The 19,072-nt window shown below is 51.1% G+C and carries 14 protein-coding genes; 8 read left to right on the top strand and 6 right to left on the bottom strand.

Annotated features, from left to right (window positions below; all coding sequences use genetic code 11):
- The first annotated feature begins 10 nt into the window (after positions 1-10).
- The 8 genes from HNR77_RS13925 (at position 11) to HNR77_RS13890 (ending at position 9,924) form a co-directional block, all read left to right on the top strand.
- Positions 11-1,234, top strand: a complete 1,224-nt coding sequence (locus HNR77_RS13925) for an ABC transporter substrate-binding protein (RefSeq protein WP_184185132.1) — start codon at positions 11-13, stop codon at positions 1,232-1,234.
- A gap of 80 nt (positions 1,235-1,314) precedes the next feature.
- The gene (locus tag HNR77_RS13920) at positions 1,315-2,694 is read left to right on the top strand and encodes an aspartate aminotransferase family protein (protein ID WP_184185129.1); all 1,380 of its coding nucleotides are present in this window, start codon (positions 1,315-1,317) and stop codon (positions 2,692-2,694) included.
- Positions 2,695-2,776: 82 nt separating this feature from the next.
- Positions 2,777-4,042: a M20 family metallo-hydrolase gene (locus HNR77_RS13915; RefSeq protein WP_184185126.1), complete on the top strand. Its 1,266-nt coding sequence runs from the start codon at positions 2,777-2,779 to the stop codon at positions 4,040-4,042.
- Positions 4,043-4,049: 7 nt separating this feature from the next.
- On the top strand, positions 4,050-4,931 hold the full coding sequence (locus HNR77_RS13910) for a nitrilase-related carbon-nitrogen hydrolase (RefSeq protein ID WP_184185123.1): 882 nt from the start codon (positions 4,050-4,052) through the stop codon (positions 4,929-4,931).
- A 210-nt stretch (positions 4,932-5,141) separates the two neighbouring features.
- A complete protein-coding gene (locus tag HNR77_RS13905; RefSeq protein WP_184185184.1) occupies positions 5,142-6,509 on the top strand; it encodes an NAD(P)-dependent oxidoreductase in 1,368 nt (455 codons plus the stop codon).
- Positions 6,510-6,950: 441 nt separating this feature from the next.
- A complete protein-coding gene (gene preA / locus HNR77_RS13900) occupies positions 6,951-8,246 on the top strand; it encodes an NAD-dependent dihydropyrimidine dehydrogenase subunit PreA (protein ID WP_111269033.1) in 1,296 nt (431 codons plus the stop codon).
- The gene (gene hydA / locus HNR77_RS13895; RefSeq protein WP_184185120.1) at positions 8,243-9,697 is read left to right on the top strand and encodes a dihydropyrimidinase; all 1,455 of its coding nucleotides are present in this window, start codon (positions 8,243-8,245) and stop codon (positions 9,695-9,697) included. Before preA ends, hydA begins: the two co-directional genes overlap by 4 nt.
- Positions 9,697-9,924: a hypothetical protein gene (locus HNR77_RS13890; RefSeq protein WP_184185118.1), complete on the top strand. Its 228-nt coding sequence runs from the start codon at positions 9,697-9,699 to the stop codon at positions 9,922-9,924. Before hydA ends, HNR77_RS13890 begins: the two co-directional genes overlap by 1 nt.
- An 89-nt stretch (positions 9,925-10,013) precedes the next feature.
- Here HNR77_RS13890 and HNR77_RS13885 read toward each other — a convergent pair whose 3' ends face one another.
- The 6 genes from HNR77_RS13885 to HNR77_RS13860 form a co-directional block, all read right to left on the bottom strand.
- The gene (locus tag HNR77_RS13885; protein WP_311768618.1) at positions 10,014-11,741 is read right to left on the bottom strand and encodes a PucR family transcriptional regulator; all 1,728 of its coding nucleotides are present in this window, start codon (positions 11,739-11,741) and stop codon (positions 10,014-10,016) included.
- A 482-nt stretch (positions 11,742-12,223) separates the two neighbouring features.
- The gene (locus HNR77_RS13880; RefSeq protein WP_184185115.1) at positions 12,224-15,505 is read right to left on the bottom strand and encodes an efflux RND transporter permease subunit; all 3,282 of its coding nucleotides are present in this window, start codon (positions 15,503-15,505) and stop codon (positions 12,224-12,226) included.
- A 33-nt stretch (positions 15,506-15,538) separates the two neighbouring features.
- Positions 15,539-16,468, bottom strand: a complete 930-nt coding sequence (locus tag HNR77_RS13875) for a TetR/AcrR family transcriptional regulator (RefSeq protein WP_184185112.1) — start codon at positions 16,466-16,468, stop codon at positions 15,539-15,541.
- Between the two features lie 1,192 nt (positions 16,469-17,660).
- Positions 17,661-17,975, bottom strand: a complete 315-nt coding sequence (locus HNR77_RS13870) for a DMT family transporter (RefSeq protein ID WP_111269038.1) — start codon at positions 17,973-17,975, stop codon at positions 17,661-17,663.
- Positions 17,975-18,331 carry a DMT family transporter gene (locus tag HNR77_RS13865; RefSeq protein ID WP_184185111.1) on the bottom strand — a complete coding sequence of 119 codons (357 nt, stop codon included), beginning with the start codon at positions 18,329-18,331 and terminating at the stop codon, positions 17,975-17,977. Before HNR77_RS13865 ends, HNR77_RS13870 begins: the two co-directional genes overlap by 1 nt.
- 4 nt (positions 18,332-18,335) lie before the next feature.
- Positions 18,336-18,950: a TetR/AcrR family transcriptional regulator gene (locus HNR77_RS13860; RefSeq protein ID WP_184185108.1), complete on the bottom strand. Its 615-nt coding sequence runs from the start codon at positions 18,948-18,950 to the stop codon at positions 18,336-18,338.
- Positions 18,951-19,072: the final 122 nt, after the last annotated feature.

Below are 19,072 nucleotides of genomic sequence, written 5' to 3'. Positions count from 1 at the left end.
CATTCTGTATATGAACAAAACGTGGAAGCCAGTTTTATGGGTGCTAGGGCGTGTCTTGAAACCTGCTGAAGTGCATCTTTTCCCCCCTTTTCGCCCCCTGCTACGTCACTTTCCCTTGACGTGCCCCGGCACGCCTGCGGGAAACTTCCTTGCTTGGAACGAAAATTCGGCAAAATCTGCTTTCTTCAGAGTTTTCAGACACGCCCTGGTCTTGTGTGTTCTGCTGCTTTCGGCATGCTCGGCCTCAACCGAGCCGTCATCGCAGCCAGCTGCTGCAAGCTCGGGTGGGGACGAAGCAGCCAATTCGTCGTTAACCAAGGTGAAAATTCAGCTCAAATGGGTGCCGCAGGCGCAGTTTGCCGGAATCTATGCCGCAAAGGAAAAAGGTTTTTTTGCAGAGGAAGGCATTGATGCGGAGATTATTCCCGGGGGGCCTGATATCGTCATTGAGCAGCAGGTGGTCAACGGCGCAGCCGATGTGGGCATTACAGGAGTGGATAGCCTGCTGGTCAGCCGTGATAACGGTTTGCCCCTCGTTTCACTTGCCCAGATCTCGCAGAAGAGCAGTTATCGGCTGATTGCCAAGAAGTCCGCAGGAATTACCAGCCCGGCTCAGATGAAGGGCAAGAAGGTCAGCACCTGGTTTGGCAGCCAGCAGTTTCAGGTGCTTGCTTTTATGGAGAAGAATGGACTTGATCCGAAAAAAGATATCAACCTTGTCAAACAGGGCTTTACGATGGATCAGTTTTTCAATGATCAGGTGGATGTGGCAACGGCCACGATCTATAACGAATATCACGTGGTGCTCGAAAGCGGCGTAAAGGAGTCTGATCTGGATGTGTTCAACATCGAGGATGCCGGAGTTGGCATGCTGGAGGATACGCTGATTGCCAAGAAGGACTGGGTGGACAGCAATCATGAGATGGCGGTCAAAGTGACCCGGGCGATCCTGAAAGGCTGGAATTATGCCATTGATCATCAGGATGAAACGGTGGACATCGTCATGAGTAATGTGACGGAGGGCAGCACAACCCGTGAGCATCAGGTAACGATGCTGGCAGAGATTGCAAAGCTGATTCGCCCGGAGGGCTTTACCGAGAAGCAGGTGGGCAGCTTTGTGGATGAGTCGTTTGCCCGTACAGCCGACATCGCTCTGAAATATGGATTGATCAAAAAAGAAGCTAAACTGGATGAGGCATTGGAGAAGAACGTGTATGAAGAGGCTGTGAAGTAAGTAAGTGCATTGAGAATAATTTATACCATTGAACACTGCACCATGCCATGCTCATACCCAATCAGAGAGGAGCAATATGGATGAGTTCTGTGAATCAGCAGCCCCAGCCCATGAGCGGTACGAGAGAAGAATGGCTGGAGAAGGATCGCAAGTACGTCTGGCACCACATCTCACCTCATAACGATCATCCGATGATTGCTGTTAGCGGAGAGGGTAGCTGGATTACGGATCAGGAGGGCACGCGTTATCTTGATGCGATGTCGGGATTATGGTGTGTCAATGTAGGGCATGGGCGTGAGGAGATCGCGAAGAGCGCTTATGAACAGATGAAAACCCTCGCCTATATTCCGATGACACAGAGTCATGAACCCGCAATTTTGCTGGCAGAGAAGCTGAATGAATGGCTCGAAGGGCCGTATCGGATTTTTTTCTCCAACTCCGGTTCGGACGCGAATGAGGTGGCTTTCAAAATAGCCCGTCAGTTCCACCATCAGAATGGTGAGCCCACGCGTCACAAATTCATCTCCCGTCACCGGGCATATCACGGGAACTCCATGGGGGCGCTTGGTGCGACGGGTCAGGCAGCCCGCAAGATCAAATACGAGCCGCTTGGCGTGGGCTTCTCCCATGTTCCTCCGCCATACTGCTACCGCTGTCCGTTTGGCAAAAGCAGGGATAGCTGCGGACTGGAATGTGCGGCCATTTATGAAGAGGTGATCCGCTGGGAAGGCCCGGAGACGGTGGCCGCCGTTATTATGGAGCCGGTTATTACTGGCGGCGGCATGATTGTTCCCCCGCCGGATTATATGCGCACCGTACAGGATATCTGCCAGCGATATGGCGTGCTGCTCATTGTGGATGAGGTGATCTGTGGCTTTGGACGCTCAGGGCAGAAATTCGGCCATCAGAATTACGGGGTGCAGCCGGATATCGTTACGATGGCCAAGGGCATGACGAGTGCGTATGCACCGCTCTCCGCTACAGCAGTAAGATCGGACTTATACGATTCATTCCGCAAACCAGGCGATGACAGTCACTTTCGGCATGTGAATACGTTTGGCGGTAATCCGGTATCGTGCCGGATAGCACTGGCAAATCTTGAGATTCTGGAACGGGAGCAGCTGGTTAGCCGGGCAGCTGCGCTGGGCAGCATGCTGGACGAGAAGCTTGCGCCACTGCTTCAGCTTCCGTCCGTAGGCGATATCCGTCTCTTCGGATTCGCTTGCGGCATCGAGCTGATTGAGCCGGACGGTTCGCCAGCGAAAGCGGAGAACGTGATGAAGGTGCTGGCTCATTGTAAACAGGCTGGCATATTGATTGGCAAGAATGGAGATACGGTGCCAGGATTTTCCAATATTTTGACGCTGTCGCCGCCGTTTGTCACCACCGAGGAAGAACTCGATCTCATCGCAGCCAGCTTGTTTAATGCGCTTCGCAGTCTGAATGATGATCAGAATTAGGGGGCGGGGGCGTCAAGTGAGATGAGCATGAGGTGAGGATGAGCTTATGAAGCGCACAAGCTGATGCAAGGAGGGAAGCAGAATGCAGACAACAACCGACCCATCGATTAATCAGCTGCGGCTGATGCAGCATATTGAGGAGCTAGCGCAGATTGGCAGGATCGCAGATACAGGTGTATGCAGGCTTGCTCTTACGCCGGAGGATATGGAGGGGGTGAAACGGGTCAGAGCCTGGATGGAAGGGGCAGGTCTTTCGACTCGAATCGATGCTTTTGGCAATCTGATTGGTCGTCTGGAAGGAATGGATGCAACCCTGCCGATCCTGATGGTCGGTTCACATATCGACTCCCAGCCTTATGGTGGACGTTATGACGGAGCAATTGGTGTATTAGGTGCGCTGGAGGCCGTACAATCCCTGATTGAACAAGGCATACAGCCGCTGATGCCAATTGAAGTCATTGCCTTTTGCGATGAGGAGGGGTCCCGGTTTAACAAGGGATTGTTCGGTTCACGCGGCATTACGAATCAGCTGGAGGAAGGAGAGCTGGAACGTCAGGACAAGAACGGGGTGACTCGGCGGGAGGCACTGGAGGCTTGCGGCTGTTCGCCAGCTGATTTCGCTGCTGCTGCATATTTGCCTGGTTCTATCGGGCAATATCTGGAGCTGCATATCGAGCAGGGGCCTGTGCTGGAAGTTATGAATGCTCCTGTAGGTCTGGTGACAGGCATCTCCGGGCCGCTCTGGTTCACGGTAACGATGAAGGGGATGGCCGGGCATGCGGGTTCTGTTCCGATGGTTATGCGTCATGATGCCCTTGCAGGCAGTGCCAAAGTGATTGCCGCTTTTGATGATATGGTGCGTGAAGACCCGGATGCCCCCACTGTTGGTACGGTAGGAAGTCTGAGGGTGTTCCCGGATTCGAGGAATATCATTCCTGAGGAAGTAAGCTTTACGGTGGATTTACGGGATATGGATATGAAACGCCGCAATCGGCTCCAGGCGCAGCTGATGACTTTGCTGGACGAGGTCAGCTCCCGTTATGGTCTAACGTATACCGTCACCGAGGATACCAACAGTGAGCCTCGATACTGCGCCGAGTCGATCATGTCTGTCATTCGCTCTGCCGCAGAAGAGATTCAGCTGCCCCTTCCGGAGCTGATGAGCGGCCCGTTCCATGATGCATTGGCACTGTCATATGTGTGTGATTATGGCATGATTTTTGTTCGCAGCAAGGATGGCATCAGTCATCATCCAAGTGAATATTCCTCCCCTGAGGATATTGCGCTGGGTACAGAGGTGCTGTTCCGCACCATCCGCAGCATGTGCATATTACCAAAGGAGGCGTGATGACGTTATGAGTGTAATTCGTATCGGTTTGATTCAGGCATCCCATGACATTGAGGGCGGAGCCCCTGTTGAAGTGCATAAGGAGGCAGCGATCCAGAAGCACATCAGGCTTGTACGTGAGGCAGCGGCGAGAGGGGCGCAGATCATCGGGCTGCAGGAGGTTTTCTATGGACCTTACTTTTGCACAGAGCAAACACCCAAATGGTACGCATCGGCAGAACGAGTGCCGGAAGGACCGACGACCAGACGCTTTCAGGAGCTGGCGAAGGAGCTTGCTGTAGTCCTTATTTTGCCTGTGTACGAGGTAGACGGAATTGCTTCCTATTACAATACAGCGGCGGTCATTGATGCGGACGGAACGTATCTGGGCAAATACCGCAAGCATCATATTCCGCATGTGGAGGCAGGAGAGGGGACAAACGGCTTCTGGGAAAAGTATTATTTCAAACCCGGCAACCTCGGTTATCCGGTATTTGATACGGCCTACGCCAAAGTGGGCGTGTATATCTGTTATGACCGCCATTTTCCGGAAGGAGCGCGCTTGCTCGGGTTGGCAGGGGCCGAAATTGTGTTTAATCCGTCCGCTACGGTGGCAGGCACCTCGGAGTATTTGTGGAAGCTGGAGCAGCCGGCCCATGCGGTAGCCAACGGTTATTATGTAGCGGCAATTAATCGTGTAGGCGTGGAAGCGCCGTGGAATATGGGTGAATTTTATGGCCAGTCGTATCTGGTGGACCCGAGGGGACGCATGGTGGCTGTAGGCAGCAGGGACCAGGATGAAGTGGTTATTGGCGAGATGGATACGGAGATGATTCGGGAAGTGCGTAATGTGTGGCAATTTTATCGGGATCGCAGACCTGAGACGTATGAGCAGCTGGTGAGTCTGTAGTGCGGCTGACTGAAAGTGAATACAGGCGTGAGTCTGGATATGACTCCGATTATGAACTTTAATTATGAACCCTGATGCAGGCAGGTAACAGAGGTATGGTTTGACAGGAGTGGAGGATGCTGCAGCCCGGATAAACCTGGCATGTGTCCACCGAGTCGTGTGCATTGGATCAGTGGAATTGTCGTTAATCTACAGGAGGTGCGTACATTGATGAATCACTCTGGAGCAGCAGGGTCCGATTATGGATGGGAGTCACGTTTTGTCGAGATGAAACCGGCAATGACTGGCAAGGAAGCGATGGAGGAATCCAACCGCTGTTTGTATTGTTACGATGCTCCGTGTATTAAGGCGTGTCCCACCGATATCAACATCCCTTCTTTTATTAAAAAAATAGCAACAGGGCATCTGAAAGGATCGGCACGCACGATCATGGATGCCAATCCAATCGGTGCGAGCTGCGCTCGAGTCTGTCCCACGGAGGAGCTATGCGAGGGTGCTTGTGTGCTGAACGAATCTTCAAAGCCGATTCGCATTGGGGACCTGCAGCGTTATGCAACGGATTGGGCGAGGGAGAGCAATGAACCTCTTTTCCATGCAGCTCCTGCAAATGGCAGAAGCATTGCTGTTGTCGGTGCAGGACCTGCCGGACTCTCGGCAGCCCGTGAGCTGGGAAGGGCAGGTTATGAAGTGACCATCTATGAAGCCAAGGCAAAGGGCGGCGGGCTGAATACCTACGGCATCGTATCCTTCCGTTTGCCCGAGCAGGTTCCGCTGTGGGAAGTAGAACAGGTGGAAGCGCTGGGCGTGCAGATTCGCTATGGTGTTCGCATTGGCATCGACATGGCGGCGTCGGAGCTTCTGGAGCGGCACGAGGCTGTAATTCTGGCTTGTGGCATGGGATCGGTTCCGATGCTGGGCATTGAGGGGGAGTCGCTGGAAGGTGTGTATGATGCCATTGAACTTGTGGAGTCCACCAAGCAGGGTGTACCGCCAGCGCTCCATGGCTTGAACGTAGCTGTTATTGGTGCAGGCAATACGGCGGTGGATGCAGCGACCTGTTCCGTACGGCTGGGTGCAGAGCGGGTGCAGATGTTGTATCGGCGCGGGGTGCAGCAGATGACAGCCTATGCGTTTGAGTATACTTTTGCCAAGCAGGAGGGTGTGGAGTTTCGTTGGTTTACGATGCCGCAGCGTATTCTGGGTGACGAGAATGGCCGGGTTCGTGCCGTAGAATGTGTGAAAATGGAGCTTGTCACACCGCCTGGCGGCGGACGGGCGCTGCCTGTAGCTGTGGAGGGCTCGACCTTCATCGTTGAATGTGACACCGTCATTCGGGCCATTGGACAGAATCGGCTGCTGCCAATCATTGAAGCGTTTGAGCTGCGTCATAACGGAGGCGTTGTGGAAGTGGAGACGCATACGTACCGCACTTCGCATCCTCAAGTGTATGCGGCTGGCGATGTTGTTTTTGGTCAGGGTCAAGGAGAGGCGATGGTGGTTTCGGCTGCACAACAGGGCAAACTGGCTGCCGCTGCGATCATGAAGGCACTCCCGGGTCGCACTGTGGAGAGTGCGTAAGGAAAGTGTATGAGGAAAGTGTATGAGGAAAGTCATGAGGACGTAAGGAAGGTGCATGAGATAAGGTCCAAGTGTAAAACACAGGTGTATTGAAATGATGTCGGACGTCGGTGTCGGCGGTCTTCGTAAACACTCACGACGTACGCAAAAACTCATCTCCACGGGACCTCATATTGGCTCCGGATCGGCTAACGATCCCCAGAAAGCTTATTAAGGCGAAAAGGGGGCATGGGGAAATCTAACGATTCTCACGAGCCTTATTTCATTCAGAAACGCCAAAATGCGGCTGGAAACGTGCGAAAACAGCTGAATAGCGTTCCTACGAATCGTTAGAAAATCCAAAGGCCGTATTTCAGCTGAATAAGCGCTGTGGGAATCGTTAGGATGGGAGACTCACAAATTTACAGAACTCATAAAGCTCTTATTCAAGGAGGGATTGATATGGCGGACTTATCGATAAATCTGGCGGGCATTCAGTCGCCTAATCCATTCTGGCTTGCTTCGGCACCACCGACCAATACGGGATACCAGGTCCAGCGTGCGTTTGAGGCGGGCTGGGGCGGTGCGGTATGGAAGACACTCGGCGAGCCGATTATCAACACCTCCTCCCGCTTTGCGGCAGTTCACTTTGGCGGGCAGCGCGTGGCGGGCTTTAACAACATCGAGTTGATCTCTGACCGTCCGCTGGAAGTGAATCTGCGCGAGATTGCCGAGACCAAGAAGCGTTTCCCGGACCGTGCGGTCGTCGCCTCTCTCATGGTTGAGCCGCGGAGGGAGAAATGGCATGAGATTGTTAAAAAGGTGGAGGCCGTCGGGGTCGATGGTCTGGAGCTGAACTTTGGCTGTCCACATGGTATGGCTGAACGCGGCATGGGTGCTGCTTCAGGCCAACAGCCGGATCTTGTCGAGCTGCAAACGATGTGGGTCAAAGAAGTAGCTGCCACACCGGTCATCGTGAAGCTGACGCCGAATATCACGGATATTACAGCAACAGCCCGGGCGGCTGTGCGTGGTGGTGCAGATGCGATTTCCCTGATCAACACGATCAATTCTCTCGCTGGTGTTGATCTGGATTCGTGGAACACGGTGCCGCATGTAGGCGGCAAGGGAGCACATGGCGGTTACTGCGGCCCCGCAGTGAAGCCTATTGCACTGAACATGGTAGCTGAGTGTGCTCGCCATCCCGAGGTTGGAGTACCGATATCCGGCATTGGCGGCATATCCGACTGGCGGGATACCGCGGAATTTTTGCTAATGGGTGCAACGGGGGTACAGGTATGTACGGCGGCCATGCATCATGGCTTCCGCATTGTGGAGGATATGATCGACGGCCTGAACGATTATCTGGACGAAAAGGGACTCAGCAGTGTATCGGAGCTGGTGGGCCGGACCGTACCCAAATATTCGGATTGGGGCAATCTCGATCTGAATTACAAGGTTGTGGCCCGCATCAATCGTGATGTCTGTATCAACTGCAACAAATGCCATATTGCTTGTGAAGATACGTCCCATCAATGCATTGACATGTTAACCGACCCGTCAGGCGCTTATCTGGAGGTGGTGGAGGAGGACTGCGTTGGGTGTAATCTGTGCTCCATTGTCTGTCCTGTGGAAGGGGCAATCGAGATGGTAGAACTGGCATCGGATCAGGCACCCGTTACATGGAATGAACGTCAATCGGCGATTGCTGTGCTGCAGTCCGTCCGTAACCAATCAACCAAGGAGGCGATTTCATGAGTACGCGTACTTTGATTCGTAATGGGATATTAGTGACGGCATCGGATACGTTTGAAGCAGACCTTTTGATTACGGCGGGGAAAATTGAACAGATCGGCATAGGCCTAACGCCGGATGACCAGACAGAAGTCATTGATGCATCGGGCTGTTATGTCATACCAGGTGGCATTGATCCGCACACTCATCTTGACATGCCGTTTGGCGGCACGGTCACCGCGGATGATTTTGCTACAGGAACGCAGGCGGCTGCATTTGGAGGAACAACAACAATCATTGATTTTTGTCTGACCCAGAAGGGCCGTCCCTTATCCGAATCGCTGCAGGAATGGCATAACAAGGCCAGAGGCAAGGCAGTCATTGACTACGGATTCCACCTGATGATCGGTGAGATGAATGATCAGGTGCTGGAGGAGCTCCCGCAGATCATTGAAGAGGAGGGCGTGTCGTCCTTCAAGGTATTTATGGCGTACAAAAACCAGTTCCAGGCGGATGACGGAATCCTCTTTCAGACACTGCAAAAGGCGAAAGAATACGGAGCACTGGTTATGGTGCACGCCGAGAATGGAGATGTCATTGACCTGCTTGTGAAGCAGGCCCTGGCCGAAGGGCGAACTGCGCCGATCTACCATGCGCTGACTCGTCCCTCCATGCTGGAGGGAGAAGCGACCGGACGTGCGGCCCGCCTGGCTGCACTGGCGGATTCGCAGCTGTACGTGGTGCACGTCACCTGTGCGGAAGCGGTTGAGCAGATCGCAAGAATGCGGGAGCTGGGGTATCGAATCTGGGGAGAGACGTGTCCACAGTATCTGACGCTGGAGCAGTCCATCATGGATCAACCCGATTTCGAGGGGGCGAAGTATGTCTGGTCTCCACCGTTAAGGGAGAAGGGGCATCAGGAGGCGCTGTGGAATGCTTTGAAAAGCGGACAGCTGCAGACGATCGGCTCGGACCACTGCTCGTTTAATTTTACAGGGCAGAAGGACCTCGGCAGGCAGGACTTCAGCAAAATTCCGAATGGCGGGCCAGTCATTGAGGATCGGGTCAGTATTCTCTATTCGGAGGGAGTGGCTAAAGGCCGAATTTCACTGAATCAGTGGGTTGATCTGTGCTCGACCAGGGCGAGCAAATTGTTCGGGTTATTTCCGCAAAAGGGAACACTGGCTGTCGGTACGGATGCGGATATCGTCATTTTTGACCCATCCATAACGAGGGTCATTTCGGCAGAAACCCATCACATGAACGTGGATTACAGCGCGTTCGAAGGCATGCAGGTGCAGGGCTGCCCGGTAACCGTGCTGTGTCGGGGAGAATATGTGATACGGAATCGGCAGTTTGTCGGGGCATCCGGGGCAGGAGAATATGTGAAGCGCAGCAAATACGATGCGCAGGAACCGCTCCCGTCAAGGAAGCAGCTCTCTGCAATGGCTGCATTGAATGGGGGGCGAAGCTGATGTCGGAGCGCGAAACGTTTGAGGAAGAGAAGCATACGATTGAACGATTGGTGGCACAGGGGTATCGGATCTGCTCGGTTCGGGAACATCTGGAGGGTGCTCATGTTACATGGGAGCACCCTGATCTCCCGGGGGAGCATGTGGAGCAGCATGTGGGCACAGCCGCAGGACGTAAGTGGTTCAGCCATATATTGATTCGTCAGCTGCAGACCCGGCGAGGAGCGTAATCCCTTCCAATACATGGACTGCTTCACTGCTGTTTACAGCACACAGCACGATTTATCACACGATCTCTTCTTATAACAGCTAAGACTTCTTACAAAAGCGGTCCGTTTATATATTCATAAGCGTACAGCGCAAGCTCCATGGCCACTCGCTTCTCCGGCAGGAGATAGTCTATTCCCAAAAGTGATTCAATTTTGTCCAAACGGTGATACAGCGTCTGTCTGACAATAAACAGCGCACTGGCTGTCTCTTGTTTGGAGCAGCAGAGCGTCAGGTACTGTTTCAGCGTAAGGAGCAGCTGACCGCCTTTCTCTGCGTCATATCTGATAAGGGGGCCTAAATATTCGGTAATAAAATCATTCAAATTGCCGCTCTGCTTCATACTCGCAATAATTCGATAACAGTGAAGATTACTGTAGAAAGGCTGCTGCATCACACCAATGTCCTTCTGAATGCGCAGCGTTTCCCTGGCTGATTCCAGACTCTCCCGCAGACGGGATAAGTCGGAGTAGCTCTGACCAATGCCCAAGAGACCAGAGAAGAGTTGATGGGTCTGCTCCTGCTCATGCTGTTTTAATTGCTGTATGCAGTGCCAAACCTTATTTTTACGCAGGGTTTCTGATTGAGGATCAATTACGATAACAATAATTTGTAGGTTAAGTACGGTGCTGTAGAGCGTGAAGCCCTCTCGGGCAAATATGGAGCGGGCCACGATATTACGCTGAATCAAAAGCTTTTGCAGTCGGAGACTGTCGTTGTGGACTGGATGGCTATCAAATAAAATAACGGCAGCCTGGGCGTTGCAGAGCCGGGGATCGGCAGCCGAAAGATACTCCTGAATATCCTTGGTGGAGTGGCTTCCGTTTAACCAGTCGATGACCCACATATCCTCTTTGTAACGTCGTTTTTCCTCCATATATTTTGTACGCATCCAGTCCTGGGCTATGGCAGCAGCACAGCGCTCCAGTGCTTGAACAACATAAGCTTCAGATGGACGGGTCTCTGGGGGTTGGTTGAGGTCGATGTTTTCAGGTTGATGTGGAAAAAGGACAAGATCTGCGAAGGTATACTCTAACGCCTGAACAGGCATGCTGATGCCGTTCATTCGATGTGCTGAATGCGGGGTAGACCCGATATCGAATTGAGCTGCAGCGTCTTCAGCTGAATTCTGTTCATCAGGTTGCGTATGGTTTTCCGTAAAAACATGCTGTCTCCGCCACTGCTGTCTCCGCGCCTCCAGCTGCTCCGGGGGGACATACGGTACTGCAATGGCCTCTCCTTCCAGTGGATACAGAGCTACGGCATATCCCGTATTCCGCGACAGGAGCCGTAGTAACGGCAGTACACCGTCTCCATTCAGCAGCAGCTGATGAAAGGAGGTGGTGAGCTGGTCCAGCTCGGCAACCATACGCTGATGACTGCGGATCAGGGCAAAATGAAGATCTTGAGTAATATCAATATACCGAACCTGATCATGAAACCAGATCAGCGGAAAATCAGCTTCAGCAGCGATCTGTTTCAGCCCTTCCAGCTGAGGGCGGGTATGCTCTCCCAGTTCAATACATAATCCAGATGCGCCGCAGGTAATCAATTGATGCAGAAAGGACAATCCGCACTGATTGCCTTCAGACCAGCCAATGCCTGTAGTAAGGATCAATTCTCCTCCACTGAGCAAATCCCCGATCTCTGGCACCTCCATAATATGTACCCAGCGCACATAACGCTCCAGCGCACGATCACTGGCCACATATTCCGCCTTGCGAAATACGGGACGTTTCAGCATGTCTCTGATTTGGATATGAAGCGTAGGTTCTTCCACCTAGTCACCGCCCTTCGCCAATGATCATCTGTTTGGTACTATGCAATCATATGCTTTATTCAGGCTGTTGTAAGAATAAGTATACGTGCTTTTGCAGACGATGAGCTTAAACCTTACATTCTTTGGTTTGAATGACAAAAACACTTGATCTTTTTGTGATACCTCTTAAATCAAAGTAGATTATGAAAGTTTTTCTTACATCGATGTTTATAAAAAAAGGCCCTTGATCAGGCAATGGAAGCAGTCATCATTCCATTGCCCGTCAGAGCCTGTTTTTCCAGCACGTTAGAAGCTTGCTGTGCTGTGATTAGGACGTGTCTTGAAACCTACTGAAGTGCATCTTTTACCGCCTTTTCGCCCCCTGCTGCGTCACTTTCCCTTGACGTGCCCCGGCACGCCTGCGGAAAACTTCCTGGCTTGGAACGAAAATTCAGCAAAATCTGCCACCTTCAGAGTTTTCAGACACGCCCTAGAGAATTACATTAATCTGCGATTTTTTTCTTTTTGAACTTCATCAGGAACTCATACACAATCGGCACAATGACAAGGGTGAGCAGTGTAGAACTGATCAGACCACCGATAACCGTGATGCCGAGCCCTTTGGAGATAATCCCCGCGCTCTCTTCCAGACCTGTGACGAGTGGCAGCAGGGCGCCGATAGTAGCCAGTGCCGTCATCAGGATTGGACGCAGACGCGTAGCTCCTGCTTCGAGCAGTGCCTCACGCGTAGAGAGTCCCTCGTTTTCTTTGTGAATAACACGGTCGATCAACACGATGGCATTCGTAACCACGATACCGATCAGCATCAGTGCACCCATCATAGCGGATACGTCAAGCGTGCCTCCTGCGATGAATAGACCAACCATGATTCCGATCACCGTGAACGGAAGTGAGAACAGAATTGCGAATGGAGCAAGTCCACCGCCAAATGTTACAACAAGCACGAAGTATACAATCGCAATGGCTGCCAGCATCGCCAGCCCCAGCTGTGTAAATGTATCATTGATTTGCTCGGTTGTACCGCCAAACTTCACCTCAACGCCATCTGGCAGGTCAAGCTTGTCGATGCTTGCTTGCAGGTTCTGTGAAGCTTTGGCTACATCGGAAGCCAGAATGTTGGCTGTGACCTGCACAACCACTTTACCATCAATACGCATGATGGAGTTCGGTGAAGTGCCTTCCTCCACTTTGGCAACATCCTTGATCGGAACCTGGATGCCCAGCGGTGATGTCACGGTTTCGTTTTCAATATCCTTAATGCTGCTGAATGTTTTGTTGTCAGTTTCAACGTAGACTTTATACGTTTTGTTATCAATGTCTACTTCAGTGAGCACCGGACGTTCACGTACCGGACTGAGTGTCATGGCCAGTTGACCTGCTGTAAGACCGAGCTTGCTCAGCTTCTCCTGATCGGCAACCAGCGTGTATTGACCGTACGTGTCGGAGATCGTGGTATCCGCTTTTTCAAAAGAGTCCTTATCTGCCTGAACCAGCTTCAGAACTTCCTCGGCTACCGGTTTCAACTGCTCTACATTGTCGCCGTAGATGGACAGACTCAGGTTGCTGCCGCCGAATCCGCCGGACATATCGAGTTCATTCCACGTGCCTTTGGTTACTTCTTTTTGCAAACCTTCAACCAGCTGTTTCTTCACCTCGGTGAAGTCCTTGGTATCCTGGTTGTACTGGATATAGAAGAGTGCGGAGTTTCCGCCGCCTCCACCCATGCTGGCGAGCGGGCTGCCGCCGCCGATGGAGTATTGCATTTTCTCCAGACCTGGCTGTTTCAGCAGCCATTTCTCAGCCACCAGTGCTTCTTTCTCTACATCTTCACGGAGTGAGCCTGTTTCCGGGCTGTACGTAATCGTTACATATTTATCTTTCTGCTCTGGCAGGAAGCTTGCACCGATGAATGGATACAGGAACAAGCTGCCGACCAACAGCAGAATGGCAATGCTGACCGTAATGATTTTATGATTGAGTGTCCAGTTGAGCAGGCGTTTGTAACCACCAGCCAGCTTGCCCGGTTTCTCCTCATGATTCTGTTTACCTTTGATGCCTTTGCGGAACAGGCTGTGTGCCAGCATCGGAACGATGGTGATCGCAACCAGCAGTGAGGCGAGCAGGGCGAATACCATGGTCAAGGCAAACGGTGTGAACAGCTCTCCGACCATACCGCTAACGAGTGCCAGCGGCAGGAATACCGCAATCGTAACAATGGTAGAGGAGAGAATCGGGATAAACATTTCACGAGTGGCTTCACGAACCAATTCACGGCCTTTAAGCTTCTCGTTTTTGAGAGTCATCCTGCGATAGATGTTCTCGATAACAACGATGGAGTCGTCGACAACCCGACCAATCGCAACGGTCATCGCTCCCAGCGTCATCATGTTCAATGTAATGTCCATCAGGTTGAGTGCTGTCAGTGCCATCAGCAAGGAGAGCGGAATCGAGATAATGGAGATAATCGTTGAACGAATGTTGCGCAGGAAGAGCAAAATAATGAGTACTGCGAACAAAGCGCCGAAGGCCGCTTTACCCAGCATCGTATTCACGGAATCCTGAATCGGTTTACCTTGGTCAAGCAGGATGGTCAGCTCGGCATTTTTAAACTGCTTTTGCAGTTCTTCGGCTTTGCTCTTCACTGCTTTAACGACATCGACGGTATTGGCATCATTGGATTTGACTACCGAGATCCCAATGGATTCCTTGCCGTTGGTGCGTGAGATGGACTCGGCTTGACCGATCACCTCAATTTTGGCGATATCGCTCAGCTTGATCGTTGGAATTCCAGCTGCGCTGGCAGATCCTGCGGCACCGGAAGGATTCGCAGCAGCAGCGTTTCCGCCGCCGGTTTGCCCGGTTGACGGGCTAGAACCTTGTGCAGCGCCAGCAGCACCCATCCCGGCTTGAGCTGTTGGATCAGCAGCTTGACCTGCCTGGGCTCCGCTGCCTGTAGAACCTTGCGGAGCGGCAGCACCCTGCCCGGCACCTTGGCCGGCAGAAGCTCCAGCCCCGCTTGGTACAACCGGAATCGCCAGATTTTTCAGATCATCCAGCCCGATGATGTTGCCATCCACCACGACCGCTTTCTGGGATTTATCCAGTTCGAAGAGGCCGAGAGGCACACGAATAGATGAGCCTTTAACAATACCGTCTACCGTATCTTCGCTGAGGCCCAGTTCAGCCATCTTGGCTTGATTGAACTTCAATTGTACTTCTTTGACATATTGACCGGACACCTGGACTTGAGCCACACCGTCAATATCTTCAAGTGCGGGTTTGATATCCGTGTCCACAAGACGTGTCAGTTCCTCCAGATCACCGCCGTCCTTGTCGGACAAGCTCAGGGAAACAACGGGGAACGAGTTAATGCTGAATTTGGAGATGGTTGGTTTCTGCACACTGTCCGGTAATTGTACCTCGTTCAGTGCTTCACGAACGGTTGCTGTTGCGTTCGTCAGATCCGTTCCGTAATCGAATTCAAGAGTGATGGATGCTGCATTTTCCATCGAGGTAGAGGTAATCGTTTTTACACCTTCGACATTGCGCAGCTTCTGTTCGAGCGGCTTCGTGACATCTTCCACAATACCCTCAGGAGCTGCACCCGGATCAATCGCCGTGACATTCAGAAACGGTACATTGATGTTGGGAATGGTCTCCTGCTTCATCGTAACTCCGCTGTACAGACCAGCAAATGAGATGATGATAGTGAGAATCCAGATCGCAAACTTGTTGTTCAGTGAAAAGTTAATAATGCCTTTCATACGTTGGTTTCTTCTCCTCTCTGTGTCTCCTGTTTATGTGTTTGACGAGTCAGCCTGGATAAACCGGTTATACATGGTATCCATAATGTGCTGAAGCTCGGAGTGCATAGGTTCAAGCAGTGCGATTCCTTCCAGATTGCGCATCATACCCAGAATGATGGCTCGTCTTGGAGAAAACTCCATGATCTCTTGTCTTAGTATGGCAATGGTCTCAAGGACATCATTCCTTGATTGTCCTGCAGGAATTTCCCGGGATGCGATGTCCTGCATCTGCTTCAAAATATGGAAGGGATGGCGCAGTATCGCTGAATCCGGCTGAGTTTCCGCAACCCAGGCTGGCCACTGCTCAAGCGGAAATAACGGTTCTGGACGCTGCTGGAGATAACCTGCTGCTGCATAATCTATCATCTGCAGGAGGTTGGATGCCATCTTGTTCACTGTCAGTGAAGGCATCTCGGTAAACCAGATTTTCACATAAGACAGGAAAAGCCCATGCGTCAGCATAATGAGATCAATGGTATAAGGCTCAATCTCAGGGCCGTACAAGTCCTCCAGTTTGCTTTTGAACCAATGCAGTGTGCGAATCTCGATATCTCTTTGCTGAGGAGTACATTTTTCCTTGCGCTGCTGCTCATCATCCATCATCATGCTCCGCATCTGCACACGCAAAAATTCCTTTAATTCCGCGACATGTGTCAGCAGCGCTTCAATCTGCTTGTGTAGCCGCTCTCGAGAGGTCAGACTGGTCTCGTGCTCGATCTGGGACATCTCGTCTATCAGTACGTACACACAATACTCCAGCGTACTGGCCTCCAGCTCCTCCTTGGATTTGAACATCAGATACAAGCTGCCTTTGGACATCCCGCATAACTCGGCAATTTCCTGCATGGAGGTAGCGGCACTGCCCTTGGCAGAAAACAGCTTGAGCGCTGTGGTGATGATCAGCTTTCTCTTTTCGTTCATCTCATGAATTGGGTTCATTAAGGATACATTCACCTCATCGGGAACTCTTGAGTTCTTGAATTGACTTTGCGGTCAAACTAAGTATAAACGATGTGATTAACAGATTACAAATTCTCTATGTCTTGAGGGCGCAGATGCGGGTGAAGAAAAGAAATATCCATGCTCTCTCGTTCGCAAACCTAGCATGAAAATGCCAAAAAATAGTACATTCTACAGGCGGTGAATAAGCTGTATCTTGTACTTGGGTTGTTATTGAAGGACAAGGGGAATAGATAGAACAGGGGAATAGATCAGGGGCAAGGCTTGGCTTGACTGTGGGCCCTTTGGTATTGGATCGGAGGGCTTGACACTCTGGCACAGTCTATCAGGCGAGTTTATTTTATCATGTGCTTTATTTACTCACTATTATGTACAACTTAGAGTATAACTTACTATATAACTCACTGTTTAACCCACTGTATAACCTACTGTATAACCTCTCTCATTTTCATAATCTCATGTGCATATCTACTCTTGTTCTTTCTCACACGCACACACTCTCCCACTGTTACTTCATCCTTATTGTTGTTCCTCCATCCTCATGCTATAACTTGGCCTGACACTGTAACTTTCCTTCACGCCTTAACTCACTGTCGGCTTAATTCATGAGGCGGGAGTCAGTATGCGTTGAACGTTTATAGTGGTTGTAATTTGATTTGCTTGACCGATTGTATAGCGCGTTTTGCTTGAATTTGTGCTTGAATGTATACCGTTTGTGTTGCGCGGATGCATAAAGTTGTGTGTTTAAATGCAAAGAGATTGTGTTTTTTTGAAGGCATAAAATGATGTGCTTATATCATAGGAAATATGTTCCAGCTAAAAATTCAGAGTGGTTTTGCTTGAACATTCAGGATTGTGTTGTTTCCCCGCATACCTGGATATTCTAACGAACTCAGATGAGCTTATAGTGATGATTTAGAGCCATCTGAAAATGTAACGATTCCCAGAAACCTTATTTCGCTATAACACAAGAAAAAGGGCCGATTTTATTAACAGATCTCTCAAATAAGGTCTCCTGGAATCGTTAGAAAATATAAACATGTCATATCACCCAAATAGCGTTTCCTGGAATCGTTATCATACGAAAAAATACATAAACACCAAACCGCCGGGAGCGGTTCAACTTTCCAGCGTTTGGTTTCATGCTTTTCTGTTACGTAATCAGCTTCAATCCGACAGCCGCCACCAAAATCATGGCGATAAACAGCAGCCGCTTTGCTTCCTTCCGTTCACCGAACAGCAGCATGCCTGTCACCGTGCTTCCCACCGTACCGATACCCGTCCATACAGCATAGGCTGTGCCCATAGGAATGGCAGTCATAGCGTAGGATAACAGCGAGAAGCTGAATACAAAGGATACGAGCATCAGAACGATGTAAGGCCATCCTTTGCGAGAAGAAGCCCCGTTAATACCGATGACGCCAAAAATTTCACAGATTCCTGCGCCAGCAATCGCGAGCCAAGCCATTATGCAGCACCTCCTTTAACTTGTGGTTCCTTGCTTTCCTGTTGATCTGTCACGAGCTTTAATCCGACGACACCGCAGAGCAGCAGTCCGATCAGCAGTATTTTAGCCAAACGAAACGGCTCGCCAAACAGCACCATCTCGGTCAACACCGTGCCAGCGGTACCAATCCCTGTAAATACAGCATAGACCGTACCAACGGGCAGCCTTTTGGAAGCAGCGATGATTAACGCAAAGCTGATAACAATGGCTGCTGCTGTCAAAGCCCATTCCCATGTATTTGAGGCATGTTTGAGCCCGCTGACCCAGACAATCTCGATGATTCCTCCAATAAAAACGTATAACCAGTTGCGGTTCATGATGTCAATCTCCTTCTGGCACAGCGGAACGTGCCCCTTCATTCAAACTTCTTACGCCATACCAAAAGACAGGCCATGCAGCATCCAGTCTTCGCTTGTAACGGCGCGAGCTTCCGTATATGATCTCGACCGTAATGCCATCGAGAAAGGTCATAAATGCAATCGCTGCCTGCTCGGCAGGAAGAGGCGGAACATCTCCTTCGCGGATCGCTCGCTGCAACAGCCGGGACAAAGCACGCTCCATGCCGTCCAGAAAAGGATACACCAGATCCATGACCTGGCTGTACAGATCAGGCGGCGGATAATAACAGTTACGTAGCATCAACCTGGCAGAGGCATGTTCCTGATACTCCTGCTCAAACCACGTCAGCAACCCCCGTAGACGCTCTTCCAGTGGAAGGTGGGTATGGTCACGAAAATACTCCAAGGTATGCCGCCGTACTTCATCAAATGCATACTCAAGCGTGCGCATGAACAAGTCCTCTTTCCCGCTGAAATGCGCATATATCGACGGTTTCTTGATTCCAACCTCATCAGCTAACGCTCTTAATGAAGCCCCTTCATAGCCGTCTCTGGCAAAATGGAAAAGGGCTGCATCCCGAATGGAATGAGCAGTCATTGTGTTCACCTTCCTAACGTTCGTTAGGTAACATCTTTTCACACATCTCATCCTCTGTCAAGATAAAAAATACACCCGCAGCAAATGAGGAATGCAGACGGATGTATAATACACACAGATAT

Source organism: Paenibacillus sp. JGP012 (assembly GCF_014203995.1).
GTDB lineage: Bacteria > Bacillota > Bacilli > Paenibacillales > Paenibacillaceae > Paenibacillus > Paenibacillus silvae.
This window is presented reverse-complemented; position numbering and strand designations above follow the sequence as displayed.